The 16131-nt window shown below is 40.8% G+C and carries 16 protein-coding genes; 1 reads left to right on the top strand and 15 read right to left on the bottom strand.

Annotated features, from left to right (window positions below):
* Positions 1 to 6: 6 nt before the first annotated feature.
* The 14 genes from BW961_RS09180 to metH form a co-directional block, all read right to left on the bottom strand.
* Positions 7 to 1107: a CpaB family protein gene (locus BW961_RS09180; RefSeq protein WP_068585623.1), complete on the bottom strand. Its 1101-nt coding sequence runs from the start codon at positions 1105 to 1107 to the stop codon at positions 7 to 9.
* An 82-nt stretch (positions 1108 to 1189) separates the two neighbouring features.
* On the bottom strand, positions 1190 to 2038 hold the full coding sequence (locus BW961_RS09175; protein ID WP_068585626.1) for a CpaE/TadZ family protein: 849 nt from the start codon (positions 2036 to 2038) through the stop codon (positions 1190 to 1192).
* Positions 2035 to 2748, bottom strand: coding sequence for a hypothetical protein (locus BW961_RS09170; protein ID WP_068585629.1), 714 nt, complete (start codon positions 2746 to 2748; stop codon positions 2035 to 2037). The genes BW961_RS09175 and BW961_RS09170 overlap by 4 nt, the downstream gene beginning before the upstream one ends.
* A gap of 31 nt (positions 2749 to 2779) precedes the next feature.
* Positions 2780 to 4261 carry a serine/threonine-protein kinase gene (locus tag BW961_RS09165; RefSeq protein ID WP_170878547.1) on the bottom strand — a complete coding sequence of 494 codons (1482 nt, stop codon included), beginning with the start codon at positions 4259 to 4261 and terminating at the stop codon, positions 2780 to 2782.
* A gap of 157 nt (positions 4262 to 4418) precedes the next feature.
* On the bottom strand, positions 4419 to 4886 hold the full coding sequence (locus BW961_RS09160; protein WP_068585636.1) for a DinB family protein: 468 nt from the start codon (positions 4884 to 4886) through the stop codon (positions 4419 to 4421).
* Between the two features lie 26 nt (positions 4887 to 4912).
* Positions 4913 to 5992, bottom strand: a complete 1080-nt coding sequence (locus BW961_RS09155) for an SAM-dependent methyltransferase (protein ID WP_068585639.1) — start codon at positions 5990 to 5992, stop codon at positions 4913 to 4915.
* 6 nt (positions 5993 to 5998) lie between these two features.
* The gene (locus tag BW961_RS09150; protein WP_068585642.1) at positions 5999 to 6772 is read right to left on the bottom strand and encodes an ABC transporter ATP-binding protein; all 774 of its coding nucleotides are present in this window, start codon (positions 6770 to 6772) and stop codon (positions 5999 to 6001) included.
* On the bottom strand, positions 6773 to 7090 hold the full coding sequence (locus BW961_RS09145) for a thioredoxin family protein (RefSeq protein WP_068585646.1): 318 nt from the start codon (positions 7088 to 7090) through the stop codon (positions 6773 to 6775).
* Positions 7087 to 7434 (bottom strand): cyclic-phosphate processing receiver domain-containing protein, encoded by a 348-nt coding sequence (locus BW961_RS09140; RefSeq protein ID WP_068585649.1) that lies wholly within the window; start codon positions 7432 to 7434, stop codon positions 7087 to 7089. The genes BW961_RS09145 and BW961_RS09140 overlap by 4 nt, the downstream gene beginning before the upstream one ends.
* Before the next feature lie 49 nt (positions 7435 to 7483).
* On the bottom strand, positions 7484 to 8338 hold the full coding sequence (locus BW961_RS09135; RefSeq protein WP_068585652.1) for a deoxyribonuclease IV: 855 nt from the start codon (positions 8336 to 8338) through the stop codon (positions 7484 to 7486).
* Positions 8328 to 9143: an Fpg/Nei family DNA glycosylase gene (locus BW961_RS09130; protein ID WP_068585655.1), complete on the bottom strand. Its 816-nt coding sequence runs from the start codon at positions 9141 to 9143 to the stop codon at positions 8328 to 8330. Before BW961_RS09130 ends, BW961_RS09135 begins: the two co-directional genes overlap by 11 nt.
* A gap of 77 nt (positions 9144 to 9220) precedes the next feature.
* Positions 9221 to 10009: a TIGR01457 family HAD-type hydrolase gene (locus BW961_RS09125; protein ID WP_068585658.1), complete on the bottom strand. Its 789-nt coding sequence runs from the start codon at positions 10007 to 10009 to the stop codon at positions 9221 to 9223.
* Between the two features lie 372 nt (positions 10010 to 10381).
* The gene (gene rnz, locus BW961_RS09120; protein WP_068585661.1) at positions 10382 to 11311 is read right to left on the bottom strand and encodes a ribonuclease Z; all 930 of its coding nucleotides are present in this window, start codon (positions 11309 to 11311) and stop codon (positions 10382 to 10384) included.
* A 107-nt stretch (positions 11312 to 11418) separates the two neighbouring features.
* Complete coding sequence (metH, locus tag BW961_RS09115) at positions 11419 to 14811, bottom strand: methionine synthase (protein ID WP_394327621.1); 3393 nt, start codon at positions 14809 to 14811, stop codon at positions 11419 to 11421.
* 224 nt (positions 14812 to 15035) lie between these two features.
* Between metH and BW961_RS09110 the strand changes: the two genes are divergently transcribed.
* Positions 15036 to 15578 carry a cupin domain-containing protein gene (locus BW961_RS09110; protein WP_068585667.1) on the top strand — a complete coding sequence of 181 codons (543 nt, stop codon included), beginning with the start codon at positions 15036 to 15038 and terminating at the stop codon, positions 15576 to 15578.
* Positions 15579 to 15664: 86 nt separating this feature from the next.
* Here BW961_RS09110 and BW961_RS09105 read toward each other — a convergent pair whose 3' ends face one another.
* On the bottom strand, positions 15665 to 16084 hold the full coding sequence (locus BW961_RS09105; RefSeq protein ID WP_068585670.1) for a FixH family protein: 420 nt from the start codon (positions 16082 to 16084) through the stop codon (positions 15665 to 15667).
* Positions 16085 to 16131: the final 47 nt, after the last annotated feature.

The raw sequence follows: 16131 nt of genomic DNA, 5'->3' as shown, positions 1-16131 counted from the left end.
CCTTCTCTATGGATTAATTAATGGTTGTTCAAACACTTCTTTTTCTTTCTCTCCAGAATGAACAGGTTGAACAATGGATTCTTTTTCATCAGAATGATTTGTAGTGATCGGTTGCTCCGTTGCCGCTTCATTTTGTGGAATACTGTCTGAAGTGTTACCGATGATATTGGGAACTGTTTCTGGTGCAGATTGACCATTAGTTATGCCTTGATTCTTTTGTTGTTGTACTATCTGATCATTTAATACTTGTTGTTGCAGCATCGTACTACCATTTTGCACCTTAATGATATCCATCTCATTCATCTCTGACATCGACTTTTCCATTCTTGTTCTTCCCCAAGTATCCATTGATTTCTTAGCTTTCTCGAGAATATTTGGGTCTAATTGTATAAGATCTAATACATTAAGATTTATTGGATAGTTAGGAATAGATTTGTCCTGCATAAACGGATCAACATAAGTTATTTCATACAGTTTCGCGCCATGGATATAGGCATCCACAATGGCACTTTGCATCGCTAAAATTTCGAATTCATTTACTTCATGCCATACCGTAGTCCCAAACAAATCCTTCACTTTTTTCTTCGATAAGACTGTGAAGTCTTGCCCCGTTGGAAACATGATTCGGACATCCACAAATTGTCCTTTTTTAAGTTGGGTTGGTAGCTGAAGCACATTGTACTCTTGAATTCTAAGATCTTGCGAGGTAACTCCTTCCTCAAAGAGCATAGAGCTAATTAATGGCGTATTTACCCCAGCATCAATCTTTATGACTTTTCCTAGTAAATCTTCTATTCCTTCGTTCATATTCTCAGGAACATCTTTTTCAGGTAATTCTATTACCTTTAAATCCATCTTTGTTAAACTTTCTCCCGCCTTCATTTCCTTTGAAGTGACTACCACTCTTTTTTTTGCAGCATTTTGATCTTTAAGGCGTTTTTCGGCCTCATCAATTTGCGCCTGATAGGCTAAACGGATTGTTTTCTCATCTTTGGCTTGTTGTTTAATTAAATATGTAATCCCACCTGCTGATAATGTCCCCATAACGAGAGCACCAGATAGACTTGCAAGAATCAAGTTTTTTGTTTTCTGTCTAATCTTTGACAATATTTCTCACTCCCTCAAACTTGTAACGTAGTTCGTTACCGTATAGAACAGACTTTTTGTTATACTGTTTCCTCTTATTCATTTAAGCGCCCTTCTCTATTCGTTTGAACGAATCGCTCAAGTTAAGTTGCTCCATAATATCCTTAGCCACTGACCGGATACTTTCAAAGAATGGAGCCGCAGAGTGGTGACTATTCATGTGTCGACTTCTATGTATAAACGGTAATAGTGCTTTCATATTCCATGCATCTAATAAGTCTGTCGAATACGGAATGCCATGTATGGAGCCTTTGAATCCGAATCTCCGCTTCATATTTTGTAATGTGCAGTGTGAATGATGATCATATCTACCAACAACAATGATGTAAGGCTTATGTTGAAGTGCAGAAGGTAGCTGTCCACCTGAGAAAAAAGCTTCTATGGCTTGAATATTTTGAGTTAGACTCACGACAACAAGGTCTGCATTATTAAGAAGTGCACCATCGCCCTTTGTATCCAAATCTTCATACCCACAGCCCGCATCCATAAGCACGAGATCATAATATTCATTTGCACATGAGAGGATCGATGGTAATAACGAAGGTCTATAACCAGGAAGTGTACCTTCCTTTTTGGCATTTCCAGTAATAAAGTCGAACCTATCAGGGAGCAAGGGCATCGTATAATCGCGAATATTTTCTTTGTTAAGACGTCGATTCAAGCATAATCGCTCCAATGCATCCATACCGCAATCACTCATAGATATGAACGAATGATCTAACGCTACTTTTCCCGTCTGAAATGCCTCCTCCACTCTTTCACCTGCTGCCCCACCATGTCCCAGCAACATACGTACTCGATATTCCATTCCAATCATGGAAGCGACAGAAGCGGTATGAACTGTACTTCCGCTCCCTCCTAGTAAAGGACTCCAAAATGCAACTGTACTCATATGTTTCCCCTCTCAACTTGTAGTAGTGCACGCTTAATTTGTCTTTGATCTAATGGCGTTAACTGTTCAATTAATCTACAAAGCACTCTTTTGTAACGCCTAGATAGAGGTTTAATCCGCAATTCCCTTACATGTTTCGTCGCAAGTTTCAACGTGGTATCAACCTCATCCCAAGGAATAACGATGGACTCATTTGTCATCTTTACTGGCCATCTTCCCCTGCAACTATCCATAAAGACATGATCCAATAAACAATCTACCGTTAGTAAATAGATTCTCTGAAAAAGTAGCTCGGTCAATGCGGGGTTATGTTGTATCCAATCATTCATCCATTCAGTACCTTTATGAAATGACCAAATACCATAGTCCATATTCCAAGTGCACGCTGTAGCTACATTCCATGTATCTATTGAACAGAAGGTTGCATTCTCAATGTCATAAATAACAAAGTCGTATTTGTCTTGATCTACTCCTTCTTTTCGTAAATGAATCTCAAGTTCCTTTTGTGAAGTAAACCCGCTTGCCACATGAAATTTCATAAATTCAGTAATTGCTAATGGTCGGTCTAACTGTCCAATGTACAGTGAATATTTATGTGTATCTGTTCCGTCCACTAACAACACTTTCTGATTGGCAGATGATAGAAGTGTGCACAGGTAGAGTAAAACGTCACTTTTATCGCACATACCGGCAAACATCCATATTTTCAATTGGTTGAGTGGCCCCTTTCTGATCATTTAGCTATCTTAATCCGAATCGAAATCTTCGTCGTTTCACCACTTCTGGAACAATCCCTTGAAAGAGATGACTCATTAGTTGGTCCATCTCCTCACGTCGATCAAAAGGATCGATATGCATGGGTACACTATAAACTTTAGCTGTATTGAGTTGTTTACGAAGACGATGTACTGCATCCGGAGGCGCAAGAGGTAGACAATATACCCATTTATTCTGAGGATGTCTCGTAAGACAGCTGATAACCTCTGCCATATCCTGCATTCTCCACTCCGAACCCCAACCCACAAGGATGGGAACATCCGCACGCAGGAACTCTTCCAATCGATCATTCTCCTGATATGATCCCAAATCCATAACGACACAATCGTAGCTCCCTCCAAGCAATTCAATCACATTGGCTCTTGCCGTCTGACGATAATAGTCAACGCCTTCTATCGAGAAACGTCGAGACCGTTGATGAACTAAATCATTTTCCCCTTCCACGATTTGCTGAATTCTAGTAAAGGCGTTAGCTTCCTGATTCATTTCAACGATGGCTACTTTACTAAAGCTTCTAGCCAAATAATGAGCTGTGCAAATCGCTGTATGCGTTGTACCTGCGCCTGAACTCACACCCATAACTGCTATCACTCGAGTCCCAATATGCCCCGTTACTGTGCCTTTAGAAGGTTGACTAAGAGAACCTTGTTTATGACTCATCAACACAACCTTAACGTCATTTGCCGATTGATAACGATCTGCAGGGGATTGTTGCAAACATTTACGTATGATAGGCATCATTTCTTTCGGGAAATCACTACGGACGACTGAGTGAACACTCTCTGACCATTCACTAGCTAACCCACCTGTGGCAAGATATAAGAGCAAAGCTCCTAATCCATACAAGTCAGATCTTGCATCACTTTGACCACTACCGTACTGTTCTGGAGCTGCAAATCCGACTGTCCCAAGCTTGACTGTATCCTGATTTTGTTCTTGCTTGTAATTTCGAGCGATGCCGAAATCAATTAAGCGTAACTCTAATTGTGAAGTCAGCATGATATTGGATGGCTTGAGATCCCGAAATACAATGGGAGGGTCATGTCTATGTAGATAATCAAGTACATCAAGAACTTGTTCGGCTAGCTGTATTATGAAATCATTCTTCACGATTCCATTTCGACTACTCAAATATTTCTCCAACGTCACGCCTTGAATATAGTCCATCACTAAATAGGCATTTCCTTTGACATCCGGTGGGAAGAAATCCACAATTCTCGGAAGTCTCGGATGACTCAAAGTAATTAATAATTCAGCTTCATCCTCGATGTTGGTGAATTGCTGTGGAAAAGAAAAACACTGTTTCACTGCCCACTGCTTTCCGGGCAATTTCAGATCATCGGCCAAATAAACATGGCTCATGCCTCCAGACCCAATAACATATTGAATCAAGTATCTTCCACCAATGATATGTCCTTTCAGAAGTAAGAATCGTTGATTCATCATTCCACCTCCATTTCACAACAAAAAAAGGAAAGTACCCTGAAAAGTAAAGAACCGGTCTAAACCGTATTCTTCGAACTCTTCGGGATACTTTCCCTGTTTGTTTTGATTGGTTAATTTTGGGATTATTATAAATCATTTCAAAGTGACTTGTAAAGGATTATTTTAGCAATACAAATGCAGCACGATTCCGCTCAATTTGTTCAATATGCCCTTGCAGATGCGTTGACATCTTTTTAACGATATCTTTAAGTTGTATAGATCCATCTGTGGAGTGTGTTCCAACTCGCTCTCCATCTACATCACGAATGATCTTAAGTGTAGGAGCGAATACTTTCCTTAACAACACAAACAACGCTAATTGATCTTCAATATCCCTTGAAGAATATTGTAATTCACTTGCCCATAGGTTCTGGTCGAAAGCCTGTATGATAGGGTTATCTTCTGCCAGAATTGCTTTAATTCTGTGTTGTAATATCATTTCAGTATCAACCACATGGACGATGATTTCCGTTATGCTCCATGACGTAACTGTAGGTTTATAATTCAATTCTTCAACCGGAATACCACGTACGAGTTGTGAAAAAGCTTCCGCATCAGTAATAAACGAAACGATATATTGTTCCAAAAGATAACTAACCCCCCTTCACCGAATTAATATTTAATCATATGAAGAGTTATCTCGTCGCGATTATGAAACAACTGTTTAGCATATTGTAGTTGCATCTGATCCTCTTCAAATGAAGCAATCACTTCTTTGATCAATGCCATTGGCTTCTTGTGCATTAGCTTAACCGTGACAATGGCTGTTCCCCCCGGGGACAGACAATAGAGTAGATCTTTAACAAGCTTAACCATTTGTTTTGGACTCCAACTCATATCACAGACAAGCAGATCGAATTGGTTATCACGGAACTTCACTTCCGATGCATTCTTTCGCATAATCTTTAATTGCGAGTTATTCACTAATGACTCGTGCATCTTCGCTGGATCAACCGCAGTCACGTGCATTCCACGCTCAAGTAAGAAGGAAGTCCAACCCCCAGGTGCTGCGCCTATATCAAGTGCATGACGAAAAGCTGAGAAATCAATACCGAAGGATTTCTCTGCCTCCAACAATTTGAATTTGGCGCGGGAAATCTGGCCTTCTTCTCGTTGAAAACGAACAGCTCCACCGTTCCAGTCGGAGAGGTTATCCTGAGGACGCGATACACCTGCATAGATATGATCAGATGAAACAAATACCGATAGTATCCATTTCGCATCTTGAACTGTAAATTCCGCATGAAGTTCTTCCATTTCTGCAAGTAGTTGCTCTCTCAAGGCACCCGCACTTTTCTCACTTAAGCTTTGTTCCGACTTACGAACTTGAAGTGAAACACTTGCACCTTGTAGTTCTTCTTGGCGAAGTAGATAGGACTTCAATTCACTCACACCAACATCTAATTGATCAGCACCAATCTCGATATCCACGGGCTGAATATGGCGTACGAAAATAGGGGCTTGATTCGCAATCATGCTTGCGACTTCACTCCATGTATATGCAACACTCACCAGGAATACTTCACCCGAAATAAGTACCGTACTTTTGACACTACCAAATAAGCGACGTAGTTCTTCTTGTGCGAAAGGAGCAAATCCATGATTTGCTGTAACTATAAACCGTGACTGTTGTTGTTCTTGTTGCTCTAGTTGTTCTACTTCTTCACTTATATTTACATTGTTATCATCCAAGTTGGATTAACCTCCAGAAGTTACCTTGATCCAGGGACGTCCGCCGTCCCATTCCAGTTCAACTGGAATTTCATAGGTACGCATAATCATTTCTTTATTTAGAACTTGTTCCTTTGGTCCTGCACCAGCTAAGCGACCATCTTTAATAAGAGCTACATGGGTAAATAGTGGAACAATTTCTTCTACATGATGGGTAACATAGACGACCGTTATATCGCGTTGTCGCAAACGATCTACTTCTATTAACATTTTTTCACGTTCAAAAAGATCAAGACCTGCACACGGCTCGTCCATTATAAGTATCTTAGGATTACCCATTAAACAGCGAGCAAGCAACACCTTTTTACGTTCGCCTTGAGATAAGGTACCTAATGTATGTTCAGCTAACTTTGATATGTTCATTTCTTCTAATAGACGATACGCATCCTCTTTGACGGCTTGTGGTATGGCTTCGTAGAAGCGCAAGTACGCATATGCTCCCGTTGCCACAACTTCCCACACGGTATCCGTCATAGTAAATCTATCTAATAATGAAGGACTGATATATCCAATACTTTTGCGTATTTCACGAATATCACACTGCCCATACACATTGCCCATCACTTCAACTCGACCACGACTAGGAAACAGATAACCTGTCATCATTTCTAACAGTGTTGTCTTACCAGAACCATTCCTACCTAGGATAGCCCAGTTCTCACCACTCTTAATCTCAAGAGAAACATCATTCAGTATAATATCATTCTCTCTTTGCAGCGTAATATGTTGCATCGATATCATTCAGATCACACTCCTTATCGCTTCTAATAATTCTTCCACAGACCCCATACGATAGCGAATCCTTGCTGGATAGCTGCGATCTGCATCCATAAGCAGTAGAGCCGGTACACTTGTAATCTGGTACTCTTGAGCTATTTGAGGCATCATATTAACATCTGCCACAGACAGTATATTTGAGGGAAGTAAATGCTCCGCCACTTCCAACATCCGTCGGGCAACTTTACAGGTTCCACATAGTGGCGTGTACATAAATACAGCTATAGGTTTACCCTTATTATCCATTTCGGAGCGTAACTCGAGCTCGTTAAGCGTCCTCATGATAATTCAGCGGCCTTCGCAATACGGTGTAACTCCTTATCACTCATTGGCCCATTGTGGAGGATCATTTCCGCAGGTTTATGCTCATAGAACAACTGGTACATCTCCTGCTTACCTGACATACTTGACGTATGTAGATAAACTTCGCGTGGGTATAAGCCTTCTCGAATGATCGCCGTCACTACATCTCTACCACACATCTCACTATCGAACCCAAGTTCATAATCAAGTGATAAGATATCAACTTTACATTCCCTTAGCATCATCAAACATTCTTCTCCACTACGAGCTAATGCAAATCCTTTAGGACAGCGACGATAGTCATCTAAGTACAAATGAATCATAATTATCATCCCCTTCAATGATTTGACAATCTCACCCTACATGTTCTCTTTATAGCGAAGTCCACCTAAGGACTTTGGAGATATCCTCTTTATGTGTTCCATCTATCCCCGCTTCTGTTTCCATCACAATTGCCGCATTCGCAATACCTTTATACGTCAATAGCTCTTGAAATGGCTTCTCGCCAATGAACCCTTCTCCCACGCGTGCATGGCGATCTTGCCCAGAACCGTAAGGAAAACGGGAATCGTTAAGATGAACAGCCATTAGATTACGCCAATAATCCAATACCTCACCTTTCTCGAATAACGAATCACTATGAGAAGTATCCCATATTCCTGCCGTAAATGCATGACATGTATCGAAACAGAAGCCAATTTTATCAGGGTATTGGGATAACTTACGGATATTAACCATCTCCTCAAGCGTAGTCCCCATACTGTGACCATGTCCCGCTTGATTCTCTATTAATATCTTTGCGTGTCCTTCCCACGAAGAGAGTACCTCATTTAGACATTTTATTATATTTTTATAACCTTGTAACGGATCTTTTCCTTTATAATGGCCAAAATGGACCACAACCCCCAACGAACCACAGGCATCGGCTATACATAGATCATTCTGTATTGACCTCACTGTAAGATCGTACAATGCCTGCTCGTCACTCTGATCTACAGCTAGATTGACAGGATACGGCGTATGCGCAATGCTCACTATTCCGGCCTCTACGCATAGAATTTTACATCTTTGCGCATCTTTACTATCGAAGTCTTTAATATGCAAACTACGTGGGTTCTTAGGGAAATATTGAAAAGATCGAGCCCCCATATCGATCGCGCGACGTGCTGCTTTAGCATAGCCACCTCGAATACTGATATGACTCCCGATCTTCAGGTCATTGTTCATGCTGACATGTAGGGCAATAGAACGTTTTTTTACTATTCAACTCGACTTTAACCACGATACCACCACATTGTGGGCAAAGCTCACCTTCACGGTCATATACTTTAAACTCCGATTTATAGCTACCTGTGTGGGAATCATCTTTCGTGACAGGTGTGTCAATATACCCTCCAGCCTCAACGGCTTTACTTAGTACAGATTTAGTACTAACGTATAATCGCTCTATTGCTTCTGGCTCTAGGTCCTGAACCTTCGCTGATGGTAGTAATCTCGCTTCAAAAGCTATCTCATCCGCATAACGATTCCCAATCCCTGCGATGACATTTTGGTTTACGAGTAACGTTTTTAAAGCACCACGACGACCATTTACAATATTGAGGAATCGCTCACTATTCATTCTTCGATCCGTCACTTCTGGACCAAGCTGACCCAGTACTTGTTCAACTTCCTTCGCCGACAACAGATGAACGTATCCTAGTCGAAGCCCCATAAAGTATAACGTCGTTTCTCCAAATGAAATTTCTACTTGCGTATTCCGCTGAGGAAGATCCTCGTTCTTACCAACAAATATGAGTCCACCAAGCATAAGATGCACTAACAATCTACGTCCATTGTTTAAATGAAAGTTCAAATATTTACCACGACGTTCTATAAAAATAACCCTTGTATTCAATAATTCAGAGATGAAAATATCCTGTTCGATATTAATGGACTTCTCCCTATTCACAATGACATTCGTGATTGGAACATCCAATATCTGATCAGTAATGAGTCGTCTGTAATTTTCCATTTCGGGCATTTCAGGCATGTGTTCTTCAACCCTTTCATCTATCATCTGTATAATTATTAATTATAACGCCATTTATTGAAATGCTTACATTTCTTTTAAGCGCTCAGGAAATTAAGAAGTTCATGCAAGTCCTTAAAAATAACATCTGGCTCCACACCAGTAGACTGGATATGCTGTTGCAAGTTATTTTCCGTAGTAATTCCAGTAAGAACTAACACCGTTTCACAACCAGCTGCAGCGCCAGCAGCAATATCAGTACGCATATTGTCACCAATGACAATTACGTCTGTTGCCTCCATACCTAATATATCCGTAGCATAGGTCATTAAATGACTGGAAGGTTTGCCAATAACAATAGGTTTCACGCCAGATCCAGCTTCAATTGCAGCCGCGATCGTCCCTGCACCTGGTATTTGTCCATCATCAGAAGGAAGAAGTAAATCAGGGTTAGTTAGAATGTATTGTGCACCTTCACTAATCCAACCAATCGCTGCAGATAATGAATGATATGTAAAAGATCGGTCAATTCCTTGCACCACATATTGTGGTGAGCTTTCTACCTCTTGCAACCCAGCTTCAGATAACGCATGACGTAGCCCGTGCTCTCCTAGAACTGCCACTCTGGCTCCTGGTGATTCAGTTGCAATGTACTTTGCCGCTGCTTGTGACGATGTGCAAACATCGCTAGGAGCAGCCTGAATGCCCATACCGTTCAATACCTCTGCTACATCTTCTGCTGTTCGAGATGAGTTATTGGTTACGAATAAATACGGAATATGCAATTCTTTCAACGTATTTATAAGTGTGTCTGCTCCTGAAATCATATGTTTCCCATGATACAACGTGCCATCTAGATCAATTAATAGACCTTTAGACTTCTTCATTTCTAAGAAACATCCTTTCACGTAAGACCAATTAATGAGTAAATTTCCATTCACTTAATGCTGTGAATCATTAATGAAGTTTACTGAACTCTCTGCTGATTCCATATACTCAGGAATGTTACACCTTCCACGCTCACTTCAGATAGTGGGAAATGTTTCAATATTTAATACCAACAATACTAAACGAATCACTATTTCCTGACTCCTAAGGCATATAACACCTCATATCGCATCATTTCCACTCGTCATTCGTCACATATTATCGAACTATAACTGAAATCCCTAGCATTTTTATGGAACCCTGTGTCTAAACTTGCGCTTGCCCGGAAAATAATTGATGATTATTTCTCAATGTACTACACATCAATTATCTCATTGTATACGCTCAATTGGAAGAATGTGAAATTCTTCTGCTAACATTGTATTCGGGAAAATTTCTTTAGCTTCTTCAAGAAGCTGACCAAGTTGTTCCATATCTTTATATCGTGAGCTGAAATGCGTCAAAACCAATTGTTTCGCTTCTGCGTCTTTAGCAGCGTTAGCGGCTTGAATTGCTGTACTATGATAATACTCGTGAGCAGTCTCTACCATCTCATGAAGGAATGTAGCTTCATGAACAAGCATATCCGCACCTTGTGCTAATGTAACAACCGCAGGACACGGGCGTGTGTCTCCAAGGATGGTTACAATTCTTCCCTTTTTCGGCTGTCCCAACACATCTTCTGGACGTAAAACCGTCCCATTCTCTAATTCAATACTCTCACCGCACTTGAGTTTTCCATACAGTGGACCCGGTCTAATTCCGTGCAATTCTAAGAGCGTCATATTAAGACTCCCTGTACGATCCTTCTCCGTCACACGATATCCGTAGCTATCTATCCGGTGCTCCAACAATCTAGATTCAACAATAAATCCCTTATCTTCAAAGATAATTCCACCTTCATGCTCCACTACCTCTAATACATAGTCCACACGTGATTGACTCAACTTCATAGTCGTGTCTAAGAACTCTTTAATACCACGAGGACCATAGACTGTTAAGGGCGAAGTTCCGCCTTGATTGTTACGACTAGCAAGTAGCCCAGGGAGACCGAATAGATGATCACCATGTAAATGTGTTATAAATATTTTCTCAAGCTTACTGAGCTTTAATGGCGATCTGAGGATTTGATGCTGGGTAGCCTCACCACAGTCAAATAGCCAGAAGCTGCGTCTTTCTTCGAATAAACGCAGTGCGATAGAGGTCACATTTCGTTGCAGCGTTGGAACACCTGCATTCGTACCAAGAAACAATAATTCCATGCTTCTTATCTTTCTCCTTTCAACAACCCAACATAAGATCCCCCGAAATATCGGAGGATCTTATGCTGATATGTCCAAGTGGTATTTACTTCATATTTAACGTTAATTTATGCTTTCTCAACATTAAAGTATTGAGCCTGTGGATGACTAAATACCATCGCGGATACAGAAGCTTCTGGTTCCATCATGAACCCTTCCGTTAACTCGATACCCACGTCTTCTGGTTGTAGAAGCTTAAATAACGGTCCTTGATCTTCTAAATCTGGACAAGCTGGATAACCAAAAGATACTCTGATCCCTTGATAACGAGCACCATGACGTTTCTTCATCGTCATATCCGCTGGATCAGGGAAGCCCCACGAATCGCGCATCATATGATGGATACGTTCTGCTAATCCTTCCGCGGTCTCTAGCGCAACGGCTTGCAGCACATGCGAACGAAGATAATCACCGTTTTCCTTCCAAGTTGTAGACAGTTGTTGAACCCCATGTCCTGCCGTAACGATAAGGAATCCTACATAATCCATAATTCCACTCTCTACAGATTTCAAGAAATCAGATAGACAAAGATGCGGTTCTACTCTCTGACGAGGGAAAGTGAATGTGTGTAACACTTTCGAATGATCTTCTGGATCATAGATAATAATATCATTGCCTTGAGATTGTGCTGGGAAGAAGCGGTATATCGCATGAGCTTGAATAATTGCATTCTCTCTTGCCTCATCTAATATAGTATCTACACTCGCTTTTAGTTCCACTGCTTTCGCATTACCTTCTGCTAATAATGTTTCCACCGAACCACGCAACCCAAGATGGTGACCTAACAACATCTGCATATTCACATAAGGAATAATATGAGAAATAGGATAATTACGAAGAACGTGACGTTCTGTATCTGGTGGAATAAGCACAGGGTTGTCCGTTGCAATCGTAGACTTCACTGCACGAGTCAACACTGGTAATGGTACGGTCTCAAGGCTAGCAGCTAAGATCGCCTCTTGTTCAACAAGCATCTCTGCTATCATCACTTCCCGCAGTTCTGGGTCCATCAGTTTGTTTGCAATATCTAACCCATCCATAGCATCCTTCGCATAGACAACCATACCATCATACTCTGGTTTAATACGCGTTTTGGTGAACTTGCGAGTAAGTGCAGCTCCACCTACCATAATCGGAACATCAATGTCTGCAATCTTCAAATCCTGAGCAGTAACGATCATTTGCTGAGCCGATTTTACAAGTAATCCAGATAAGCCAATGATATCGGCTTTCTCATTTCGATAAGCTTCTATAATCTTATCAGGTGGTACTTTTATACCCAAGTTTATGATCTGGTAACCATTATTAGAAAGAATAATCTCAACTAAGTTCTTTCCAATATCATGAACATCACCTTTTACTGTCGCTAAAATGACTTTACCTTTAACGCTGCTCTCATCCTTCTCCATGAAATCCTCAAGATACGTTACGGATGCTTTCATAACTTCAGCACTTTGCAATACTTCAGCAACAATAAGTTCATTATTGTTGAAAAGTCTGCCTACTTCCGCCATTCCGGTCATTAGAGCGCCATTGATCAATTCTAGTGCAGAATATTTCTTCAGTCCCTCTTCTAAGTCAGGAAGAAGTCCTTCTTTCGTTCCTTCAACAACATAAGAAGCAAGACGTTCTTCTAATGTAAGATTAGAGATCTCTTCCTTTTTGACGATTTTCTTTTCTCTGAAGGCTGCTACAAAATCAGCAAGCGTCTTATCATCCGTATGATAAATAAGATCTTCTGCAAGGCGACGTTCTTCTTGCGATATAGAAGCGTATCTTTCTAGCTTTTCCGTGTTCACAATAGCATAATCAAGTCCAGCTTTTGTACATTCGTACAAATATACTGAATTTAATACTTCACGCCCCGCATCAGGTAAACCAAAGGAGATATTACTTAGTCCAAGAATGGTTTTAGCCAGAGGGAACTTCTCCTTAATTAACTTAATCCCCTCTATCGTCTCAACAGCCGAACCGATATACTGTGGATCACCAGAACCTACTGGGAACATATTAGGGTCAAATATGATATCCGATGGATGTAAACCATACTTATTCACAAGAAGATCATACGAACGCGTTGCCACTTCAAGCTTAGCTTCACGTGTGACCGCTTGTCCACGCTCATCAATCAAGATACATACTACTGCTGCTCCATATCGATGTATCAGAGGAACAACGGATTCGAATTTTGATTCACCATCTTCAAGGTTAATAGAGTTAATTATCGCTTTCCCTTGCGAATACTGAAGTCCCAATTCGATAATGTGATCATATGTAGAATCAATCATCAACGGAGCTTTGATCTTCTTAGCTACCATTGGAAGGAAATGATTCACAGCGAATTCCTCATCGATATCCGTGTCCTGAAGGTTTATATCTATAATTTGGGCTCCACCCTTGACTTGAGAACGTGCAATTTCAGAAGCCTCATCAAACTTCTCTTCTTTAATTAGGCGTTTGAATTTCCGAGAACCCGAAATATTCGTACGCTCTCCGATCATGATTGGACGATTATCCTCTTCAACAAAGACTGCATCAATACCAGAAATTGCTGGAGGATGTTCCCCGTACACACGACGAGCTTCATATTTAGATAGCGTCTCTGCCATCACTCGGATATGTTCTGGTGTCGTTCCACAGCATCCTCCTGCAATATTCAACCAGCCATTTGAAGCAAAGTCAGCGATCTTAAAGGCAAGTGATTCAGGTGACTCATGATAATGCCCGTTCTCATCCGGTAGTCCAGCATTGGGATAACAACTTACAGCTGTTTTGGCCATGGCAGCAAGAGAACGAATATGATCTCGCATAAACTCAGGTCCTGTAGCACAGTTGAGTCCGATTGAAATCGGATTAAGATGCTCCAGCGATAAATAGAAGGACTCAATATTCTGACCAGCTAAAGTTGTACCCATCGGTTCTATCGTACCCGAGATCATTATAGGTAATGTCACACCACTGGTTTCAAAAGCTTGACGAATACCAATACTTCCTGCCTTCACATTCAACGTGTCTTGACTCGTCTCTAACAACAACATGTCGACACCACCCTCGATCAAAGCAAGGGCTTGTTCCTCATAAGATACAATTAATTCCTTAAAGGTAACCCCACCTGTCACAGACAAGGTCTTCGTCGTAGGCCCCATTGCACCTACAACATAACGAGGTTTACTATCCGTACTATATTTATCTGCAGCTCGGCGTGCAATTTCAGCAGCTTTCAAGTTGATTTCCCGAGCCATTTCAGGTATATCATAATCAGCAAGTACAACTGAAGTTGCACCGAATGTATTGGTCTCAATCATATCTGCACCTGCAGCCAGATACTCTTCATGAATTCGTTCAATCACATCTGGACGGGTAAGAACTAACATTTCATTACAACCATCTAACTCTTCTCCACCAAAATCTGCTGGCGATAGATCCTCTTGCTGGATCATTGTCCCCATAGCGCCATCCATGATGAATATTCGTTCTTTTAATGATTCTTCTAGGCTCTGTATATTCAACTTATATCCCCCCTGCAAAACGTTAAATATTATTTTAACAGAATACGTTACAATAGAGAAGCAACTTCCGTGCAATTTCTCTTGATAGGCTTAGCATTTTGCTAAATCAATCATCGACAAAGAAATAAACCTATATTATAATGCTAATTAAACCAAGTGGGAAAGAAGGGTTACGAATGGCTGAAATCGTTATTAGAAACACGAACGAACGCATCACTGGAGAAGAAAATGTCCGTACTTTTTTGGAGAGTCAAGATGTTATTTATGAAAGTTGGGAACCGGCTAAGTTGCCAGAAGAACTACAAAACAATTTCATTTTAACGGATGAACAGAAAAGCACAATCCTAAAGATTTATGATGCGGAAATTCAAGATTTGGCTGCACGTCGTGGATATAAAATATGGGATGTCATCACACTTTCCGATTCAACTCCGAATCTGAGTGAACTTCTTAACAAATTTGAAGAAGTCCATACCCATACGGAAGATGAAATTCGTGCCATTGTGTCTGGTAAAGGAATCTTTGTTATCAAAGGATCTGCAGATGTTGGCTATTTCGATGTTGAATTATCTGCTGGAGATGTTATCTCTGTACCCGAGAATACGAATCATTTCTTCACATTAATGGATAACCGTCAGATTATCGCTGTTCGCCTCTTTATCGAAGAGAATGGCTGGGTGTCATCACCTGTCAATGATCCTGACTTTAAGAAAGCTTAATCATATATTTCACACTTTAAAAGACAACCCCATCCTTTCCGTTTATGGAAAAGTGAGGTTGTCTTTTTATTTTATATAGCGTTCATTCAGTCCGTAACGGTTATTTCTTTCTTTGGCATCGTATGCATAGCGCCAACCGTTACATGAGAAGTAACACTATACTTATCCGCTTGATCAAAGCTTGTCTCCAAGACATATTTCCCATCACCCACATGCTTAGCAGGCATCTCTATATGTTTCCCATTGGCTGCTGTAGGTACGATTTCAATGCTCACTTTATCTGCATCCGTCACTTGCTTGTTATTCTGAGTCACTAGAACTTCAATCTTCACGTTCTCTTTCACTTTCACCGGATCAGGTTGAATGCTTAATTCTACGATAACTGGTGATAACGAACCATCGTTCACCATATCCATCCCTGCGTGGTCTTTACTTGCACTACTACACCCCACAACTCCCGTTAATAGGATCAATAATAAACTTGTACCCGCGATCATTCTTCTCATAGATTTACCAACCTTTCTAATTACTCATTGCCTATCAAATCTAACCA

It is taken from the genome of Paenibacillus macquariensis (assembly GCF_900156375.1).
GTDB lineage: Bacteria > Bacillota > Bacilli > Paenibacillales > Paenibacillaceae > Paenibacillus_AQ > Paenibacillus_AQ macquariensis.
Note: the sequence above shows the minus strand (reverse complement) of the source record. Positions and strands in the feature narration are given on the sequence as shown.

Coding starts and splice junctions, on each gene's coding strand:
- rnz (WP_068585661.1), bottom strand. CDS start 11,311: ATGGAATTATTGTTTCTTGGTACGAATGCAGGTGTTCCAACGCTGCAA.
- BW961_RS09140 (WP_068585649.1), bottom strand. CDS start 7,434: ATGATTCATTTGTACTTAGATGACTATCGTCGCTGTCCTAAAGGATTT.
- BW961_RS09110 (WP_068585667.1), top strand. CDS start 15,036: ATGGCTGAAATCGTTATTAGAAACACGAACGAACGCATCACTGGAGAA.
- BW961_RS09165 (WP_170878547.1), bottom strand. CDS start 4,261: ATGATGAATCAACGATTCTTACTTCTGAAAGGACATATCATTGGTGGA.
- BW961_RS09175 (WP_068585626.1), bottom strand. CDS start 2,038: ATGAGTACAGTTGCATTTTGGAGTCCTTTACTAGGAGGGAGCGGAAGT.
- BW961_RS09150 (WP_068585642.1), bottom strand. CDS start 6,772: ATGATATCGATGCAACATATTACGCTGCAAAGAGAGAATGATATTATA.
- BW961_RS09125 (WP_068585658.1), bottom strand. CDS start 10,009: ATGAAGAAGTCTAAAGGTCTATTAATTGATCTAGATGGCACGTTGTAT.
- metH (WP_394327621.1), bottom strand. CDS start 14,811: ATGGATGGCGCTATGGGGACAATGATCCAGCAAGAGGATCTATCGCCA.
- BW961_RS09135 (WP_068585652.1), bottom strand. CDS start 8,338: ATGAACAATGACCTGAAGATCGGGAGTCATATCAGTATTCGAGGTGGC.
- BW961_RS09130 (WP_068585655.1), bottom strand. CDS start 9,143: ATGCCTGAAATGCCCGAAATGGAAAATTACAGACGACTCATTACTGAT.
- BW961_RS09105 (WP_068585670.1), bottom strand. CDS start 16,084: ATGAGAAGAATGATCGCGGGTACAAGTTTATTATTGATCCTATTAACG.
- BW961_RS09145 (WP_068585646.1), bottom strand. CDS start 7,090: ATGAGGACGCTTAACGAGCTCGAGTTACGCTCCGAAATGGATAATAAG.